Below are 19,926 nucleotides of genomic sequence, written 5' to 3'. Positions count from 1 at the left end.
AACCGGGTTTTTCACCGCATCTGCTGGTGACAACAAAGTATTTTCGTAAAAAACCCGGTTTCCGATCGCCCATGCGTAAGTCCTATTTAATTGTTAGTTTCAAAAAGCAATTGCACGATCGCTCCGCATTCCAATTTTAAGACAGATTGAGCGCTGCCGCCATTAACGGCAATTTCTACCCAACCGTCAGAATCAGTTATGGCAATTAAATCGCCCGGTTCGCTGTCGCTGTAGGTTTTACCGCTGGGGATGCGAATTGCATCAAAACTATTGCTAATTGTCACTGACCAATTGTTACCTATAATGCAATTATTGGGGATATTAGTAATTAGATTGCCGAAGCGATCGACATATTGAACACAGCCATCTATACCTGTGGCTGTAACGGCACAATTTGGTATTTCTAACTGCACTAAACTTGCAGGGTCGATCGCATCTCCCAACTCTTCCAACGCCACCCCGTTCGCCAAGTGAGCGCCCGCTGCAGCGAAAATATCGCGACCGTGGAAAGTGCTGCTGGGTTGAGGTGTGCGCCAGTATTTGGGGTTGGTGAGTTCGACAGAGGATCTCGCACTTTCCCGACTCAACACCCCGCTAAACAACCCGTTATCCGGTCCGACAAGAAAGCAATTAGCACATTTAACCGCAACCCCGCGTCTCTTGCTTCCCACACCCGGATCGACGACAGCAATATGTACGGTTTCCGGCGGAAAATAAGCAAAAGCAGTCATCAAACAAAACCTCGCCGCCGCAATATTTTGAGATGGTATTTGGTGCGTAATGTCAATGACTTTTAACTGCGGGTTAATTTGGGCGATCGTACCTTTCATCACTCCCACATAAACATCGCTTAATCCAAAATCCGTCAGCAGAGTTATAATTCTATTTTTAGACATATATCCACAGGTAAGAATATGGTAGCGCAGTGGGAAAATTTTCTGCAAAACTTGGGAGAATGGCACGGTTCCTTCACTCAGCTATCAATGCGAGGAGAGGTACTTCAGGATACTCCTAGCATTATTTCTCTCGAAGGTTTCAATGACAACAAAACAGTGCGATTGAAACTCCGTCGCTTTTCCCCAAATCCTAGCGGTGTCGGCGAACCAGAAGTGAGCGAACTTGTTCGAGAATATCAGGGTTTGGGACGGGATATCTTGTTTTTTGAAAATGGAGCTTTTTCTCAGGGTACTATTCAACTAGCGCCTTATTCTGAGTGCGGTGCCGAGTTTGGTTTTATCTACAATTATCGCCGATTGCGCTTCGTTCAGCTATACAATACCGACGGCAATTTATCAAACCTTACCTTAATTCGGGAAAAACAGCCGGATAAAAATGTCCCCGAACGTCCGCCTTTAACTGTTGAGGCTTTGCTGGGAGAGTGGCAGGGTGAAGCCGTGACAATGTATCCAGATGGGCGTTCTCCTGACATTTATTCAACCAAAATGCAATTGCATTTAGAAAGTAGCGATCGCCTAGTGCAGAAAATTACTTTTGGCAGTAATGCTACTGTTATCACTTCTAGCGCCAGCATTGACGGTTCAGTTCTGCACTTTAACGAAGGTGCTTCCCCCGTGCAAGTTGTGCTCCTTCCTGACGGCGGTTCTTGCACTTTACCTGTTAAGATTGAATCCAGAAAACCTATATTTTTCGAGGCTGGTTGGTTGGTAGAACCTCACTTACGGTTTCGGATGATTCGCAGTTACAATGAGCGGGGTGAATGGGTAAGTTTGACTTTAGTTACTGAACGCAAAGTTAGTCATTAATTAGTATGAGCTGGTTCACAAACACTCTTTAATTTCCACCCATAATCTACATAAACCCGCCCCATTTAGGGCGGACAAAAGTTTATGTATCTGCGAGTTTTATTCGCCGGATTTTGTTTCCTGGGTTTGCGATTGAATCACCGCACTCCAGTCATCATTATTAACAGCCGCTTCCAAATCTTTAGCGCGCTTGCCGTCACTTTGGACTGCGGTTTCTAACTCTTTGGTAAGACTGGAATCTGCCATTGCTTTTCGCAATTTCAGCTTCTTTTCCTCATAAGCTTTTTGTTCCTCCGCAGACATTGCCGATCGCGCCGCTTGACCTACTGTACTCGCCCACATTTCGCTTTCAGCACCGTTTCCAGGCGGAATACTGCCAATTTCTGCTATCCAAGCATCCCGCAAACTTTCCATTTCTTCCCGCTTCGGGAATTTGAAAGTTTGCACGCGCAGGAAAGCACAATTTTCGGCGCCATTTTGGGCGATGTGACCGTTGATTGAAAGCAGGATATTTCGCGAATAACCGATAAACTTAGTGTTGCGGGAAGTGTCCATTACAGCGTAAACGCCGGCGACTTTCGCGTTAGTTGCCAAATCGCGCCATGTATCTATTGACATTACTTGCGTGCCGTCATTTTCTATTTCAGAAATAGCGGCTGCTGCGCTGTGTTCTGAGTCGGAACTGTATAAAAAGTTGTGCAGTCCTTCATGGGCAACAGGTACGTTTTGATGTTCAATTGCTACGTCTCGATCGGCATTCACTTGATTAGCTTCCATAAAACCCAATTCCTCAAAAAATGTCAACTTTACTCATTAAATTCGACTTTCAGGGGCGGGCTTTCCGACCCACCCCACAATAAAGTTCTGTTTGTGAAACAGGCAGAAAAGCCTGTTCTATTGTTTTTTTTGCCCTTATATACTTAACTTGCGGCAATTTGTTGCAATTCCTCGTCAGTCAATTTAACTTCGAGCGCCCGCACAGAGTCCTCAATACTCGATACTTTGGTCGCACCGGGAATCGGAACGATGCAGGGCGATTGAGCCATTAACCAAGCTAATACTATACAGTAAACTGAAACGTTTTTTTCTGCGGCTAATTTGGCGATCGCGGGTATATCTTGCAAGCTGGTGACGCGGCGGCTTCCTCCCAAAGGACTCCAGGGAAAAAATGTCAGTTTTTCGGTTTCGCAATATTCCAGAACGCCGTCTGATTCCGGCTGTCTGTGCCACGGATTGTACTGATTCTGCACAGAGACAATTTCTACTGTATCGCGGGCGCGTTTGATCTGCTCTACAGAAAAGTTGGACACTCCAATAAATCGAATCATTCCTGCTTCTACTGCTTCTTTTGCGGGTGCTAGGGCTGCTTCAATGGTATAAGCGGGATCGGGCGAGTGATATTGCCAAAGGTCGATCGGTTTCTGGCCGCCCAATGCTTCAAAACTTTCGCGAATTGTCTTGCGTAAATGGTGGGGGTTGCCATTGCGCGTCCACGCACCTTGAGGTCGCATTAAGCCGCCTTTAGTGGCGACGGTAACCGCCCTAACATCTCCGCTGTACTGTTGCAAAGCTTTGGCAATCAGTTGCTCGTTGTGGTGTTTGTCGGATTGATCTTGGCAGTAGGAATCTGCGGTGTCAATTAGGGTGACACCCAAATCGAGGGCGCGGTGAATTACCGAAATTGATTGCGATTCGGGCGGCCGGCCGCTTAAGGACATTGGCATACCTCCAAGACCGATCGCGCTGATAGTAAAATTACTGTTACCCAGTTTTTTTCTTTTCATTGGTTTGCCTTCGTTTGCGTGGTTTATTTCCAGTTTACCTTTCAAGGATAAGTTGAAGTCTTAAATCTATTTAACTATCTAAGTAAGTAGAAAAACAAATTTAGATACGCTGTTGGGCTTTTAAAATGTATATTTCAATTCCCTGTTCCCCGGTGTCAAATCCTCTCCCTCTCAAACATAATAGACAATCTAGATGTGCACCAGCTTACCTACCTACTTAACTAGCTGGAAGCGCTGGTGTAAAAGCGGAGTGCAAATTGCCAGAAGTAGCGGGAGAAAAATAACAGCCCGATCGCCAATATTCCCGCCCCTGCCATCCAAACGATTTCACCTCTCCCCAGCATGGCTTCTGCTGGCACAGTCGTCAAGAAGGCAACGGGAACTACGAAAGTGAAGAAAAATCGATAAGCTGCGGGATAAGCTGCCATTGGAAATCTACCCGCTTCTAACAATCCTTTGAGGACTTCGGTAACATTGTAAATTTTGACAAACCAAATGCTGGTTGCCCCTAACATAAACCATATACTGTAAAGAGTAATAGTTCCAAATAACAGCGGTATTGCTGTTAAAAAATAGTTGCCGATTTCTACTCCCAACTTGTTAGCAGCATACAGCAGCAATACGGTGCCGAAGATTAAATCTGGGATGCCCCAAGGCGAAACTGTGTTTGCAGATAGCCAGAATTGGGAACTGATGGGTTTCAGGAGTACAAAATCGAGAGTACCTTGCTGCACTCGATCGACAATACGGCTGAGATTAGGTGCTAGAAAGGTTGACGAAAACCCCTGCAAAATCGTGAAAATACCGAGTACAACTAAAGCCTCTTCCCATGAATAGCCGGCAAACGTGTAGTCGGTACGGTAAAACAAAAACAGCCCAAACAAGCTGCCCGCAAGATTTCCGAGGCTGCTGAGGGTCGCGAGGACAAAGTTGATTCGGTATTCTAGTTCCGCTGCGATCGCCGCACCCCAGAACAATTTCAGTACGTGCAAATATCGTCCCATGTTTGTCGTCATTTTTTGCCCTGTAAATACTTAAATTCCCATATTTTAAAGGTTGTGTGAAGTTAACTGCTGTATGGGCTGCTCATTTAACTATAATTTTAAATTATTGATACCGCTTACTTAAGGAGTTTTACTCACAAAAAATATTAAGTTATTTAACAATATTTAAACAAAAATTACAAATATTAATTTGAGGCAAGATTAAACCCATATATTTTGGCAATTATTAAGCATGATTCATGTTTTAACACAAAGAAACACTTGATTGATTGGAAATACTAATATGTTACAACTCTTAAAATTATAAATATTTCAAAAACATCTAGCCATACCCAAAGGGAACACTTAGGATGGGGCATACGTACTTAAAAGCAATACGTAATCAGCGATGCGTAATTATACGTACAAAAGAGGGTGCGAGAAATTGACTTAACTAACAACACGTAAGGAAAAAAAGACATGGATGCTTTAACATTATCGAGACTGGGCGTTAAGCACACCAAGAGTGCAGTAGCGGAATCGCTGCGGATCAATACAGGATACGACGTGACGAGCCCCGTAACTTTTTACGGAATCGTCAATGAGCATTGCAATGTTAAATGCCGCCAGTGCGAATATTGGCGGCTTAAAGAATATAAAGACGAAATGACGATTGAAGAATGGCAAAATGCCCTCTTGAGCGTCAAAGAATTTGTGGGCGAGTTTTCAATCAACTTTAGTGGCGGCGAACCTTATATTAAAAAAGGTTTTCTAGACTTGCTGGCCTTTGCGAATAAAAATGGCATTCACGCCGGCGTCACCACCAACGGCTATTGCATGACCCGGGAAAATGCAGCCAAAACTGTAGCTGCTCGTCCTTTTAATGTGAATATCTCCGTTGACGGGCCGAATGCAGAACTGCACGATTATTTGCGCGGTCAACCGGGATTGTTTGACAGACTTTCTAAAGGAATCGGTTATCTGCGCGAAGAACAAGAAAAACAGAACATCCTGTTTCCGATCAACATCAAACCGACAATGAACCGACTCAATTTCCGCCACCTCCCGGAAATAGTCACTTGGGCTCAGGGAATTGGGGCGACGACGGTGAACTTCCAACCAGTCAACCGCTGGACGCCAGAAACATACGAGGAATTGTGGATTGAAAAAGAAGACATTGAGGAATTTTCACAGGTGATCGAGCGCCTAATTCAAATGAAGCATAACGGTGCTCCGATTATGAACAGCGATGAAGTGTTGCGATTGATGATTCCTCACTTTGCGGAAGAAAAAGCTCCTGATTCAACTCGTCCTTGCCGCGTTGGACTGCGGAATTACTGGATTGATACCCGCGGCGATGTGAAATTGTGCGATGAGTTTCCCGTAATTGGTAATGTGAAAAACGCCAGCGCCCGCGAGATTTGGTACGGCGAAAAAGCTCAGGCAGTTCGCCGCGATACTTTGAATTGCGGCAAGCTTTGTCTGATTACTTGTGTCTCGCAAAAAACGATTTTGGATAAGGTGAAAATGGGGATGAAATTATTGAAAAATTGAGGTTTGAGCAGTGTTAATATTGCTTGTCTTAATGGTGACCGGGTTTGAGCAGAAACCCGGTTTTTTGTTTGATGAACTGTATTGCCGTTCGGTTTTGCTGCGGGACAGGGCAATGCCGTTTCCTTACGAATACACTGTTTTGTAAGTCCTAGGGTAGGCGAAGGTGAAAAATGATTGCACGGCAGCCATTTACTATTGACAGTCACGCACCGCTTTACCTGGGCAATATTTTTCTTACCAGTGGCAGGATTCTGGGGGATATTTTTATCGCCAGTGGCAGGATACCCCGTATCAGCAGGCCGAATATTAAACCGCAAAGCAAATTCCATATAATCGTCGCCGTGAAGGGATGAAGGGGGAGGGAAAAATCGGGTTGCCATTTAAGGGGTGTATCTTTGATTAGGGGATAGCTGGTCTAAAAGATTTGTCCGCCTCCGATCGCAGTTCCGACAAAAAAAGATGATATTCTCAAGTTGGCTAGATCGCTTTTTCTCTTTGTTTTTGTTCTTCCTGCAGATTTCCATTTGTTCTTGAGCGCACTCTTCCTGCTCTTGTTCCTTTTGCTTGTATAATTCTATTTGTTCGCATCGCGCTGACGTTCCTTCTCTTCCTGTTCCCGTTTCAATTCCACCTATTCTATTTCACCCCTCCCACGAATTGTGGATATTGTCTGCTAGAACAAATCTTGATGGGCAAGCAGGTAGTTTAAGTATTTTTAACTTAGATTTGATATTTCCGCGATCGCAAACTCAGGAACTTCGGCAAAAACACAAGTTGCCGCCTTCAATGGAAAAACTTTGGATTTTAGGATAACTTTCGATATAATAATTTTCCGCATTAATATCAACAGTATTGCTGTATCCTCGCAACTACGGCAATTCTTTAGCACAATCAAATACTTGGCTTCGGATTTCAACTAACAATCGCTTTAACTTCGCGAGTTAAGTTTCTCGATTTGGTTCCGCTTATATTTGAGTGAATTATGGCAGCTTTCTTTCTAATTAGCTGGCTATTTGCTGGTCTCGGCGATCGACCTTTCCATACCAAAAAGGGGCTCGCCTGCGCGTTGAGAAAAAGACATAAAGTGCGATCGACCTTTCCCGACCAAAAATGCGATCGCACTCACACTCTCAACCAAATATCGCCCCTCTCATTCGACTCATGGCGATCGCCCCATCACCCATAATTTTAATTAACATCCTGTCCCTCCCTTAAGCAGGGCTGGGGGGGACAGGATTAAAGGGGAAACGAGACCTAAAGCGATCGATAAACGCGATAGTTAATTTCAGGGAAAATATTATCAATCTCCTCAACCTTCTCCAACCAACCCGAATCAACTTTCCCTTCTTTCACTTCATCGTAAAGCTTGTGAAAGCGCATTAAGTGCGATCGAGTCCGCCGCACTGCATAGGGCACCATCGTTCCTGTACGCATGATAAATGCCCAGTCAGAAGATTGAGCTAGCAGCACTTCCCGCGCCGCCTGGTTCAAAGCCCGCCACTGCAATTCATCCGCAGGTTCCATGCTTCCCAACTCAATCATCCGTTCCGCAGCTTTGTGCAAGTGCGGGTAAATCCAAGCATTGGTATCGTTGAGCCAATATTCGTGGAAACCCCGGAAACCCCAGCTAGACTGAGACGGGCGGCACACTTGCTGAGTCGGATTTCCCCGCAAATAATCGGCTAAGTGCGTCATATCGTAGGTATTTTGGTCGTACCAACTCTTGCGGAACAGGTAATCTAAGAACCAAGGCCCTTCGTACCACCAGTGACCGAAAAGTTCGGCGTCGTAAGGCGAAACAATAATCGGCGGACGCTGCATAATGCCGTTGAGGTGTTCGACTTGGCGTTCCCGGTTAAAAGCAAAGTTGCTGGCGTGTTCGGCTGCTTTTTCCCTTGCCCAGTAAGGATCGTACAACTGTTTATCGCCTAAACCCAATCCGCGACCGGTGATTTTGTGATATTTAATCCCGGTATTTTTCCGCTGGCCGTTGGGCATGATGTAGGGCTTAATGTAATCGTAGTCAGCTTCCCAGCCCAAATCTTTGTAGAATTCGCGGTATTCGGCCGCGCCTGGATAGCCGACTTCGGAAGACCAAACCTGCTGCGAGGATTCGTGATCTCGGCCGAAGGCTGCGACTCCGCATTCGGTGAAAATTGGGGCGTAGCTGCCGTAGCGGGGACGCGGGCGGGCGTAGAGGATGCCGTGACCGTCTGTGAGAAAGTAGCGGAGGCCTGCGTCGGCTAACATCCGTTCTAAGCCTTCATAGTAGGCGCATTCGGGCAGCCAAATGCCTTTTGGTCGGCGGCCGAAGTTTGCTTCGTAGTTGTCGCAAGCTACTTGAATTTGTGCCCAAACTGCTTCGGGGTACATTTTCATCAGCGGTAGGTAGCCGTGGGTTGCGCCGCAGGTGATGATTTCGAGGTTGTTGGTGTCTTGGTGTTCTTTGAAGGCTTTGACTAAATCTCGATCGTACTTTTCCCAAAAGTTGCGGACTTGAGAGAAATGGGCGGCGTAATGTTCTGCTAAATAGCGGAGGTGACCGTTTCCGCTGTTGTGTTCGATTTCGAGATCGGCTAATTCTTCGAGTTTAGCCAAGTGGTCGTCGAAGCGGTCTTGCAGCAAGGGGTCGCGCAGCATGGCAACCAAGGGCGGCGTCATGCTCATGGTAATTTTAAAGTCGATGCCGTCGCGCTTGAGCCCTTCAAAGACTTGCAGCAGGGGAATGTAGGTTTCTGCAATCGCCTCAAACAGCCATTCTTCTTCTAAAACGTAGTCGCTTTCGGGGTGGCGGACAAAAGGCAAGTGGGCGTGGAGAACGAGTGCGAGGTAGCCAATAGTCATAAAAAAATTCGGTAAGTGGGAAACGAGCGTGTCTTTAGACCTGAGACGGAAACGGCTAGGCGGTTTTAACCGCCGTGAATCTTTCCATTACACGGGGATTGCTAGATGGGAGTGTACTTTTGTAATGTACTTTCAGTGGGACAATTACCACATCCAAAGTCGCAACCGGCGATCGCATAATGTTCGCTCCTTTATGAGCCTCTATGAGAGGGGTAATGTTAGCTTGCGCCTTCGTTAACAGCCGGTACTATATCTAGGAAACTGATTTAACCCAATAAGTCTGTTTAATCCTAAATTTCGCTTGGCAAGGAACTAGCGAGAGCATTCCCTGGTAGGTCTTTAACTCTTACCGTTAACGTAGTACGCAGGTACGCCTCTGGTCAACTATGGTTTAAGTCTTAGGCCCGAAGCAAGAGTGTCTTGAGATCTGGGTCGTTGACAGTGATTTGGATGCCGTAGTTATTAACTGACGCCAGTTAGGCACAGCTTTAAAATATTTTAAGATTTTATGCTGAAACGGGACTCAGAAAATGCCGTGTTTTTTTAATGACCTTTCTCTAACAAACTAAATGTCAGCAAATTCTGATTTTCTGCTTGCTGTCGGATGAGGGCTGCTGCTGTTTGAGAGTCTACTGCCTTTGAGAAAAAGAATCCCTGGGCGTACTCGCATTTTAACCCTTTGAGTATAGATAGTTGCGAGGCTTCTTCGACTCCTTCTGCTACTACATCCATGCCTAAATTGTGGGACAAAGTAACGATCGACCGCACAATTTCTGTGGGGTCAATCCCTCCTTTACTGAAATCGAACTCACCTCCCATCCTGCTAACAAAAGAGCGGTCTATTTTTAAGGTATTGGTGGGGAAGCGGTGCAGGTAGGAAAGCGATGAATAGCCGGTGCCAAAGTCGTCAATGCACAAGTGTATGTTTCGCGTTCTGAGCTGCACCAGCATTGCTGTTACTGATTCGGAATTTTCTATGAGTACGCTTTCGGTAATTTCTAGTTTTAAACTGCTGCCGTCGAGGTGAGTTTCTGCGAGAACTTGGTCGATGTATTCGATTAAATCTGGCTGAGAAAACTGTTTGACAGAAATGTTGACGCTAACGCTCAAGGGGGGGTTGCTGGGAAATACCTGCTGCCACTGGCGGATTTGGTGGCAAGCTGTGCGAAGTACCCAGCGGCCCAGGGGTACGATCAAGCCGGTTTCTTCGGCGATGGTGATGAATTCGCCGGGGGAAACTAAACCGCGTTCTGGATGCTGCCAGCGCACTAGGGCCTCAAAACTGGTAATTGTGTTAGTGGCGATCGACACGATCGGCTGGTAGTGAATAATAAACTGGGGCGCTGCGGATAAGGGAGGTAAGACTGATTCGGGGGATGGGGGAAATTCTTCTTCTTTGGCCGGCTCTCTAATTGATTCGATCGCCCGTCGCAAATCGTTTTCTAGCTGCAACAGTCGCAAAGCGTGGGCGTGCATGGAACTGTTGAAAACTTCGTGTCGGGCTCTGCCGAGTTCTTTGGCGCGGTACATTGCTGTGTCGGCGTCGCGCAGCAGGGTTGTCGGTTCCAGGTATTCGCCAGAACTCAAAGCTATGCCGATGCTGGCGGTGATAAATACTTCATGTCCGTCTAGAAGGATAGGGGATGTGATTTTCTTTTGCAGGCGGTTGACAATGGTGGTAGCTTCATGGATGCCCTCGATGTCTTCTAGCAACAGCACGAACTCGTCACCTCCGAGGCGGGCCACTGTATCTCCGGGCCTGAGACAAGCTTCCAGACGCCGCGCGATCGATACTAGCAATTGATCGCCGATGGCGTGGCCGAGGGAATCGTTGACTACTTTAAATCTATCTAAATCGAGAAACAGTACGGCAAACAAGTAGTCTTTGCGCCGTTTTGCCAGCCTCAGAGCGTGTTCCAGCCGATCGGTAAATAGCGATCGGTTCGGCAATCCGGTGAGGGCGTCGTGGAAAGCATCGTGCAGCAGTTGTTCCTCGGCGAGTTTGCGCTGAGTGATGTCGTGACAGTTAATCACGATTCCCTCGACTGCGGGATCGTAGAGCAAGTTGGTGGCTACAGCTTCTACATAACACCAGGAACCGTTGCGGTGGCGGACTCGGTACTCAACTGGACACTGGCTTCTTTTGGGGTTTTTTATAGCTTTGTGGAGGGTTTCGGCGATCGCGGCGCAGTCGTCGGGGTGAACTATTTCTAAGGCGCTGCGGCCGATCGCCTGGTGGGGCGCGTATCCTAAAATTCGCTTGACGGAAGGGCTGATGTAGCGGAAGATTCCTTCGGCGTCGAGAATGATGGTGATGTCTGTGGCATTTTCAATCAGCGAGCGAAATCGCTGTTCGCTTTGGCGCAGGGCTGATTCTGCTTGTTTGCGATCGCTGATGTCTAGGGCTACTCCGTCTATAATTACGTCGCCGTTTTCGTTTTTGGAAAATTTAGCGCTGTCTTGCACCCACTTGACCTCCCCAGATCTCAGAACGATGCGGTACTGGCGATCGCACGGCAAAAGACTCGCTCTCGATGCTGCTACCCTGCTGTCACACGAACTTTTGTCCTCTGGATGGATGATTTCGGTCAAGAGTTCCGGGTGCGAAATCACTTCTTCGGCCCCGAACCCAGTAACTTCGCGCACGCCCGGACTGATGTAGGGCATGGACATTGTGCCATCTGGATGCAGCACGGTGCGGTAGACTGAGCCGGGAATGTTGGCTGCCATTGTGGCTAGCTGCTGCTGGATGCCGCAGACTGCTGCTTCGGCGCGCTTGCGTTCTGCAAGTTCGGTTTGGGCTTGTTGGTAGAGTTCGGCTTGGTGGATCGCGATCGCGCACTGATCGGCTATGGCTTTGAGTAGCGACAGTTCTTCCACGCTCCAAGAGCGCGCCCGATCGCACTGATAGAGGCTAATTCCTCCCAAAAATGACTGCTGGTAGAGCAGTGGCGCGATCGCAACGGAGCGAAACCCTACCAACCCTGCTGATTCTTGCAGGGACGGGCACAGGGTCGATAACTCGTCGATACTCAGGGTTTCCCCGGCCGCGAGTCCCGATCTGTAGTGCTCGGCCACTTTGCAATTTAGCCCGACAAACCCTTCTCTGTCTGATGCTTTACTGATGTAGCGAACTCTGATGCCGCCTTCAGCATCTGGCTGCAAGATGGCGCAGGCGCTGATGTCTAGAGCTTCGTGCAGTTGATCTGCGGTGGTTTGCAGCACTTCGTCGAGTACAAGGGTGAAGCGCATGGCTTGGAGGATGCGGTTGACGATCGCTTCTCGCTGAGCTTGCCGCTGAATTTGGGCGATCGCTTCTTGTTGCTGGCGCCGCATTTTGTATTCTTGGAGCGATCGTTCTAAGACTGTTGGCAACCTAAACAGCCGCCCTTTTAATACGTAATCAGTCATTCCAGCTTTGATGCACTCTACGGCAGCTTCTTCTCCCAAACTTCCCGTTATTAAAATCAATGGTATGTCGTGGTTCAATTCCTGCATTAATTTCAACACTTCTAAGCCGTTGAAGCCCGGCAGGCGGTAATCGGATAGTACAGCATCGTACTTGCAATTTTGGAGCAGTTTTCTGCACTCTGTTGCTGTTTCTGCTGTGTCGTAATTAAAATTTACTCCCCCCGCTTCTAATGCGAGCACTATTAATTCCATATCTTCGGCCATGTCTTCGATAATCAACAACTTTAATGTTGATTCCGCTACCAGTTTTAGTAGATAATTAGTCTGAGTTATATCTAACATAAGCTATGGGGGAGGTTTTAAATTGGTTATTCGTGTGGTTGCTAAATGTAATTTTTACGACTGAGTTTGGTTAATTTTATCTCAATATTTTTGGTTTTTAGCACAATCAATTATATTCTCTACTCTCAAGGCCTTTATTTACCACAGGGAGTCTAAGTCTGACTGAACCAATGGGGGAGCCTCCCTATTCTGTAAAAAGGTTTTTTTCGGAGTGCAAGTATCTTGCACAGCCAAGCCTATATCTTTCGCTTCCATCCCTCACAGTTAACACTCGTGTCAAACTAAAATTCTCATACTCTCACCGATTGTGACTTATTTAAGTGTATAAGAGTTTTAAATGTAGAATTTAAAACTCTTATACACTTAACTTACGAATCTATATTACGGTTTGAGATTGTTTGCCCTAGTTTAAAGTAAAACGTGGCTCCTTGACTAGGTAGGCTTTCGGCCCAAACCGTGCCGCCGTGGCGGTGAATAATCCGCTGGACGATCGCCAAACCTATGCCCGTACCTTCAAATTCTCTCTGGGAGTGCAGCCTCTGAAAGGCTCCAAACAGGCGATCGGCATATTCCATCGGAAAACCCACACCGTTATCCTTGATAAAAATCGTTCCATCAGGTAGACCCTCAATAACTATTCTAGCCGGAGTGCGTCCGCGGCTGAACTTGACGGCGTTGCTAATCAAGTTGCTGAACACCTGTTGCAGCAAGGTTGGATCTCCCATTACCGTCGGCAATTTTCCGACGGCAAATTCAACGCTGTGGGGAGTTTGGTTCGCATTTGCGACAGTTGGAGGTTTAGTCAATTTAATCGCATTTTGTACCAAACGGCTCAGATCGATCGGAATTTGTCTCAACTCGGTGCGAGTCACCCGCGACAGGGCGAGCAAACCGTCAATCAACAGGCTCATTTTTTGGCTGCTGTCTTCAATTACTTCCATATAGTGAACTATTTTGCGATCGCTCAAAGCCTCAGTTAATTCTAGCCGCTGCTTCAACGCTTCTATAAAACCTGAAATGTGTCGCAAAGGTGCGCGCAAATCGTGGGAGACGGAGTAAGAAAAAGATTCTAATTCTTGATTTGCAGCTTCTAATTGCTCTGTACGTTCTGACAAAGCTTGTTTTGTCTCTACCAACTCAGTGATATCGCGAGCAGTGCCAATTAAAGCATAAACTTCACCGTTGAGATTTCTCAGCGGAATTTTAAACGTGTCGAAGTAAGCATTGCCGCTCGCTCTCACAAATTTTTCCTGGAAGTGCAGAGTTTTGCCAGATTCAAATACCTGCAAATTTTCCCGGCGGAATCGTTCTGCGAGTTCGCTGGGATAGCACTCAAAAATGGTTTTGCCCTGCATCTGCTGCCTGCTGTCGAAGCCGGAAAATCCGGCAAGGGGATGGTTGACAAAAGAAAAGTGCATATGGTCCCGTTCTACAACATAAATGTAGTCGGGCAAAGCATCGAAAAAAGTCTCTAATTCTGCGGTACGCTGGGCGACTTGAGCTTCTAAAGTTTCGTTGAGTTCTTTGAGTGCAGCTTCTACTCGTTTGCGTTCGGTGATATCTTGACCAATGCCGATACAACTGCCGTCGGAAAGGTGAACATTAGCCCAAGAAGTGTCAATAATTCGCCCGTCTCTAACTTGTGTTTTGAAATCGCTCCACTTCTGAGTTGCTGCTTGGATTTCATCCAAAACATATTGACGGTATTCTGGCTGCGGATAAAATTCTGCTAAGATATCGCGGTTTTTGATTTCTGCCAAACTCCAGCCTAGCACTTGTTCCCAGTGGCGGTTTACCCAGTTTATTTGACCATTTTTGTCTAAGAAGGCGAGCATAATCGGCACGTTGTCGAAGATAGTTTGCAGCAGTTCTTTTTGCTGTTTTAATGATTCTTCGGCTTGTTTGCGATCGCTGATGTCGAGTACGGAACCAATAAGTTGTAAAATTTTTCCGTCTGGGGTTCTTTTGAAGATTGTAGAGCGATCGTGCACCCAGCGCCATTCCCCATTTTTGTGTTTGATTCTGTAGTCTCTGTCATCCGTTTCATAGGGATTCCTGCTGTGTTTTAGTCGCTCTATGCCTGTAATTAGCTTTAACACATCATCGGGATGAACTAAGTTAGCGAGAGCGTCGGTACCCAAATCTTGCAATTCTTGGGGAGTGTACCCCAGCATGGCTGTGATCGATTCATTTGCATAAATATTTTTGTTTTCTACTGCATCGTAAATGTAGAGAAAGTTAGGTATTGTTGTAACAATACTCTCTAAAAGTTGCTGATGTTTTTGCAGTTCTGATTCTGCCTGCTTGCGCTCGCTTAAGTCCAGCACAAAACTGACGCCTAACTGCTTCGTTCCTTCTAAAAATGTGCTGCCGAGCAGCACAGGAACGCGACTACCATCGGAGCGTATAAATTCTTTTTCAAAGGGAACAACAGTATTTCTAGCCTTCAGTTCGGCAACTTTTTCTGTATCTAAACGCACGTATTCTGGTGGTGTCATTTCTTGCCAGTTAACTCTTCCGGCAAGCAGCTCGTCCCGCGTATACTTTACCGTGTTTAAAAAAGCCGCATTGGCATCTGTAATGCTGCCGTTAAGATCCCAAAAAATTAAGCCGATCATATTAGAATCAACTATGGCTTTAAATTTGGATTCGCTCTGTCGTAACTGCGATTCGATTTGTTTGAGTTCTGTGATGTCGCGGGAGATGGATAAAACTGTTTCTACTGAATTGTCTTCAGCCAATTCGGGAATGACTCGACAGTGGTAATGTTTTATGCCATCGGGAGTGGGAAACTCAAATTCTATAGTTTCTGGTTTGCCGCTACCCAAAACTTTGATAAAAGCCTCATCCCACAGGCTGCACAAGTGCGGTGGCATCCCTGATTCTTGGTTGGTTTTGCCAATCAATTTGGCAGCGGGTTTTCCAATTGTTGATTCTACTGCTGGGTTGATGTACAGGATGCGTAATTTGCGATCGAACCGGGCGATAATATCTGTCGAATTTTCGGCGATGGCGCTGAAAGCTTGTTCGCGATGATGCTGTTCTTCTTGAGCGCGCTGGAACTCGGTTATGTCTCTGGCAAAAGAGAGAATTGAAACTACTCTTCCCGATTCATCAATGAGTGCATAATTGTACCATTCGCAGTAAATTACCGAGCCATCTTTGGTATAGTTGCGGTTGCGGCAAATGTTGCGGGTTTCTCTGCAGTCTAACAGTTGATTTGTGACGGCACACACTTCCTCGAAGTCTTCTTGATGAACTATTGACCATTCGTGCCAGTATTTGCCCATTACTTCTGCTGCACTCCAGCCAAATATTTGTTCTGCCCTTGGCGACCACCGCACTACCCGAAATTCTTTGTCCCACTCTACAACTGCCATTGGTGAGTTTTCTAGGTGAAATTCCCGTCGCGAGTTGGCTTTTTTTATTTGAGTCTGAAGTTGCTGCCGGAGTTGCTTCGCCCCGACTAAGCGGTCTCTGAGTTCCTGTGGGTTTGCTGAGCCGATGTTGGCAATGCGAGCAATGGTTTCTGCTGTTTGTTTTTCGAGTTCGTTCCAAGCGAGTTCGAGGGCTGATTCCGCCTGCTCTAGCTCAGTGATGCTGTTCTGAAACAGTGTGGCACTTTTAACTGGAATTTCAGGCATAGTTTTGACACTTAGGCAAGTGTTACTTTTAGAATTCAAAATTAAAGCTTAAAAGTTAAAAATATGTAATTTCCTGTTAAATTATACATTTTTAACTTTTAAGCTGTGCGTGGAGCAGATCGTTGGAGGCGGGCGGCGTTATTAAAAACTGCCAGTCAAAGAATTTGGGGTGCAGATCGATCGGCAATTGTGGTGGATCGGTCTAAAACTCTCTTGGGTAAGGGAAGGGTACGGGCAGGAGCTGGCCCTAAGTATATTTTTGCATAGAGTTGTTGTTTGGGGGCGATCAAAAGGAGATCGGCGTGGCTGCGGGCTTGGGTCGATCGCCAATCTGTCGCAGGGCGTTGCCTATGCAGATCCCCATTTGTCTCAACTAAACACGCTTTCTCAAAGTCTGGCAGGGGTTTAAACCTCCCGAACTAAGGGTTTGACGCGCTTGCTGACACCAATGAAAACCCCCCTACCTACAAATAATCTCCAATCAGTTTGGTCAATAAAAAGCTAAAATAAAATCTAAAGTTATTCAGTCTTGTAGGTCGCTTATGACTGCTGCTGCACCAGTTAAAACTCAGTACGAAGCCATTATCGGTCTTGAAACTCATTGTCAATTGAGTACGAATACTAAAATTTTCTCCAGTTCTTCTACAGAATTTGGCAATGCTCCAAATACTAACATTGACCCAATTTGTATGGGAATGCCTGGAGTATTGCCAGTATTAAATCAAAAAGTTCTGGAGTATGCGGTGAAAGCAGGGCTGGCTCTCAACTGCGAAATCGCACCTTACAGTAAGTTTGACCGCAAGCAATATTTCTATCCCGATTTGCCGAAAAATTATCAAATTTCTCAGTTCGATTTGCCGATCGCTACTAACGGCTGGCTAGAAATTGAACTGGTGGATGAGACTGGAAATTCTACTAGAAAAAAAATTGGGATCACTCGCTTGCACATGGAGGAAGATGCCGGAAAATTGGTTCACGGCGGCAGCGATCGGTTGAGCGGTTCTACTTATTCAATGGTGGATTACAACCGTGCGGGTGTGCCTCTAATCGAAATAGTTTCGGAACCGGATTTGCGATCGGGCGCGGAAGCGGCCGAATACGGTCAAGAATTGCGCCGGATCGTGCGCTACATCGGTGTGGGCGACGGGAATATGCAGGAAGGTTCGCTGCGGTGCGACGTGAATATTTCGGTGCGCCCCGTTGGCAGAAAAGAGTTCGGCACGAAGGTGGAAATTAAAAATATGAACTCTTTTAATGCGATCGAACGGGCGATCGATTACGAGATCGAGCGGCAAATTCAAGCTGTGGAAAATGGCGAAACCATCGTCCAAGAAACCCGGCTTTGGGATGAAAACAAGCAGTGTACTTTCAGCATGCGGGTTAAGGAAGGCGCGAGCGATTACCGATATTTCCCGGAACCGGATTTGCCTCCGATCAAAGTTTCGGCCGAGCAATTACAGGATTGGCAAGCTCAACTGCCAGAATTGCCGGCAATGAAGCGCAATCGCTACGAAACAGAGCTCGGTCTTTCTCCCTACGACGCGCGGGTGCTGACTGACGACAAAGCGGTGGCGGAGTATTTTGAAAAATCGATCGCCGCCGGTGCTGTGGCTAAACAAGCTGCCAATTGGGTGATGGGCGATATTACTGCTTATCTGAAAAATGAAAAACTGGCGATCGCAGAAATTCCTTTCCAACCGCAGGATTTAGCCGAACTGCTGGGGCTAATTGAGGCCGGTACGATCAGTGGCAAAATCGCTAAGGATATTTTGCCGGAGTTGCTGGCAAACGGTGGTTCGCCTCAGAAGTTCGTTGAGAGCAAGGGTTTGATTCAAATTTCGGATACTGGGGCGCTCGATCGAGCGATCGATGCGGTGTTGGCCGCCAATCCCAAGGAGCTCGAACAGTACCGAGCCGGTAAAACTAAGCTGCTGGGCTTTTTTGTCGGCAAGGTGATGAAGGAAACGGGCGGCCGGGCCGATCCCAAACTGACCAATGAGCTGCTGGCGGCGAAGCTTAACGGCCCAGCCTAAGCAGTTGTTAAGGGGGTCGTGTAGCGGATACAGCGGCGCGCGATCGGTTTTTCCGGAGCTCGCCGCGCGATCGCCCTTCTCGCGAGATCGTAACTTTATAATTAATCTACATTTCTTTACAACATCTTCACGTTTGGGGGTGACACCCCTCATCCTAATAGTGTTATATTGTGTTATGTAGATGCACCCTGATGGCAGAGAGAGTTACTTAGGTAGCTCTCTCTTTTTTTTGTCTTTTTTTTTGCACGGACGTGAAAATACGGATGGGAGAGGGGGATTGGCCATACCGATCCCCGATTACTGATTACCGATTAGCAATTACCGCTTTGAGTCGATTAATATCAACTTTAGTTATTAACTAATTTTGACATTATGAGCGAACAAGCTAGCGAGCTAATCAAGCAGGGGATTTCGCAATATCAGGCGCGTCAATTTGAGGCGGCGCTGGGTTCTTGGCAGGAAGCGCTGGCGCTGTATCGCTCAATGAACGATAAGCGACGATCGGGTGCGGCGCTGGGTAATATGGGCGTAGCTTACGAAGCGCTGGGAAATTATGTTCAGGCGATCGACTGCTACCAGCAGCATTTGGTGTTAGCGCGGGAAATTGGGGATCGCCGGGGCGAGGCAAATGCTTTGGGAAATCTGGGGAATGCTTGCTGTGCTCTGGAGGATTTTTCTAGTGCTATTGATTACCAGCAGCAGCGTTTGGCGATCGCACGTGACACTGGCGACGGGCGCTCTGAATTGGAAACTTTGGGCAATTTGGCGCTAGCTTACGATGCTAAGGGAGATTTGCCTGGTGCGATCGAATGTTATCAGGAGCAGTTGTCGATCGCGCGCGCCAGCAAGGACGATCGCGTTGAGCGCAATGCTCTCAAGAATTTGAAGCTTGCTTACAAGTATTTAGCAGATTACGAGAAGGCTAATCAGTACCGACAGGAGCAATTGGCGATCGTCCGGCAACTGTTTTTAACTGATAAAAATAAGAGTTTTGTACAACTTGTAGAAACAGTTGGTTTGAATCCGGTTGAAGATTTTGCTGGGGCTAATTTAAGCGGTTTTGACTTGCATTACACTGATTTTAACGGTGCTGATTTGCGCGAAACCAACCTCCGAGGCGCCGATTTGACTTTGGCAGATCTCAGCGGTGCTTTGCTGAGCGCTGCTATTTTAATTGATGCTAATTTGTGCAATGCTAATTTGCGGGATGCTGAGCTCAGCAGCGCCAATTTGAGCGGTGCTGATTTGCGAACAAAGCTGCCCCGGGCGAATTTGAGCGGTGCAAATTTAACCGGCGCCAATTTGAGCAGTGCTTATTTACCGAATGCGATTTTAGTAAATGCAAATTTGACAAATACTGATTTCAAGAATGCTGATTTAAGCGGTGTTAATTTGAGTGGTGCGAATTTAAACGGTGCTGATTTGAGCCGCGCTGATTTGACAAATACAGTGGTTAAAAATGCGAAATTTTCTGGTTGTGTGGGAATTTCCGAAGCCCTGAAGGTTGAATTGATGGCACGGGGCGGGATTTTTGAATAAAATTAATTGGAAAGGTTGGTAATTGTGGA

Annotated in this window: 12 protein-coding genes; 5 read left to right on the top strand and 7 right to left on the bottom strand. The window is 46.7% G+C overall.

The annotated features are described in order from the left end of the window. Positions 1-86 precede the first annotated feature (86 nt). Entirely contained in the window at positions 87-896 is an 810-nt protein-coding gene (locus QUA53_RS08570; protein WP_333096397.1) for an SAM-dependent chlorinase/fluorinase, read from the bottom strand. Between the two features lie 18 nt (positions 897-914). Between QUA53_RS08570 and QUA53_RS08565 the strand changes: the two genes are divergently transcribed. Continuing rightward, entirely contained in the window at positions 915-1,763 is an 849-nt protein-coding gene (locus QUA53_RS08565) for a DUF3598 family protein (RefSeq protein ID WP_333096398.1), read from the top strand. Between the two features lie 99 nt (positions 1,764-1,862). Here QUA53_RS08565 and QUA53_RS08560 read toward each other — a convergent pair whose 3' ends face one another. The 3 genes from QUA53_RS08560 to QUA53_RS08550 form a co-directional block, all read right to left on the bottom strand. After that, positions 1,863-2,540, bottom strand: coding sequence for a GIY-YIG nuclease family protein (locus QUA53_RS08560; protein WP_333096401.1), 678 nt, complete (start codon positions 2,538-2,540; stop codon positions 1,863-1,865). Between the two features lie 143 nt (positions 2,541-2,683). Further along, complete coding sequence (locus QUA53_RS08555; protein ID WP_333096403.1) at positions 2,684-3,547, bottom strand: aldo/keto reductase; 864 nt, start codon at positions 3,545-3,547, stop codon at positions 2,684-2,686. A 221-nt stretch (positions 3,548-3,768) separates the two neighbouring features. After that, a complete protein-coding gene (locus tag QUA53_RS08550) occupies positions 3,769-4,563 on the bottom strand; it encodes an ABC transporter permease (RefSeq protein WP_333096405.1) in 795 nt (264 codons plus the stop codon). Positions 4,564-5,010: 447 nt separating this feature from the next. On the opposite strand from QUA53_RS08550, the gene QUA53_RS08545 reads away from it, so the two are divergent. Beyond that, the gene (locus tag QUA53_RS08545) at positions 5,011-6,084 is read left to right on the top strand and encodes a radical SAM protein (protein WP_333096407.1); all 1,074 of its coding nucleotides are present in this window, start codon (positions 5,011-5,013) and stop codon (positions 6,082-6,084) included. A 982-nt stretch (positions 6,085-7,066) separates the two neighbouring features. Beyond that, the gene (locus tag QUA53_RS08540; protein WP_333096412.1) at positions 7,067-7,270 is read left to right on the top strand and encodes a hypothetical protein; all 204 of its coding nucleotides are present in this window, start codon (positions 7,067-7,069) and stop codon (positions 7,268-7,270) included. 68 nt (positions 7,271-7,338) lie between these two features. On the opposite strand, the gene QUA53_RS08535 is transcribed toward QUA53_RS08540, so the two are convergent. From QUA53_RS08535 to QUA53_RS08525, 3 genes are all read right to left on the bottom strand, one after another. Continuing rightward, positions 7,339-8,928: a glycoside hydrolase family 57 protein gene (locus QUA53_RS08535; protein WP_015175045.1), complete on the bottom strand. Its 1,590-nt coding sequence runs from the start codon at positions 8,926-8,928 to the stop codon at positions 7,339-7,341. Positions 8,929-9,471: 543 nt separating this feature from the next. Next, entirely contained in the window at positions 9,472-12,681 is a 3,210-nt protein-coding gene (locus tag QUA53_RS08530) for an EAL domain-containing protein (protein ID WP_333096414.1), read from the bottom strand. A gap of 368 nt (positions 12,682-13,049) precedes the next feature. Beyond that, positions 13,050-16,325, bottom strand: a complete 3,276-nt coding sequence (locus QUA53_RS08525; RefSeq protein ID WP_333096416.1) for a PAS domain S-box protein — start codon at positions 16,323-16,325, stop codon at positions 13,050-13,052. A 542-nt stretch (positions 16,326-16,867) separates the two neighbouring features. Between QUA53_RS08525 and gatB the strand changes: the two genes are divergently transcribed. Together gatB and QUA53_RS08515 are read left to right on the top strand one after the other, a co-directional pair. Beyond that, positions 16,868-18,358 (top strand): Asp-tRNA(Asn)/Glu-tRNA(Gln) amidotransferase subunit GatB, encoded by a 1,491-nt coding sequence (gene gatB, locus QUA53_RS08520; protein WP_333096417.1) that lies wholly within the window; start codon positions 16,868-16,870, stop codon positions 18,356-18,358. Between the two features lie 372 nt (positions 18,359-18,730). Beyond that, entirely contained in the window at positions 18,731-19,897 is a 1,167-nt protein-coding gene (locus QUA53_RS08515) for a pentapeptide repeat-containing protein (protein ID WP_333096419.1), read from the top strand. The last annotated feature ends 29 nt before the right edge of the window (positions 19,898-19,926 follow it).

The sequence above is a fragment of the Microcoleus sp. Pol12B3 genome (assembly GCF_036701355.1).
GTDB lineage: Bacteria > Cyanobacteriota > Cyanobacteriia > Cyanobacteriales > Microcoleaceae > Microcoleus.
Note: the sequence above shows the minus strand (reverse complement) of the source record. Positions and strands in the feature narration are given on the sequence as shown.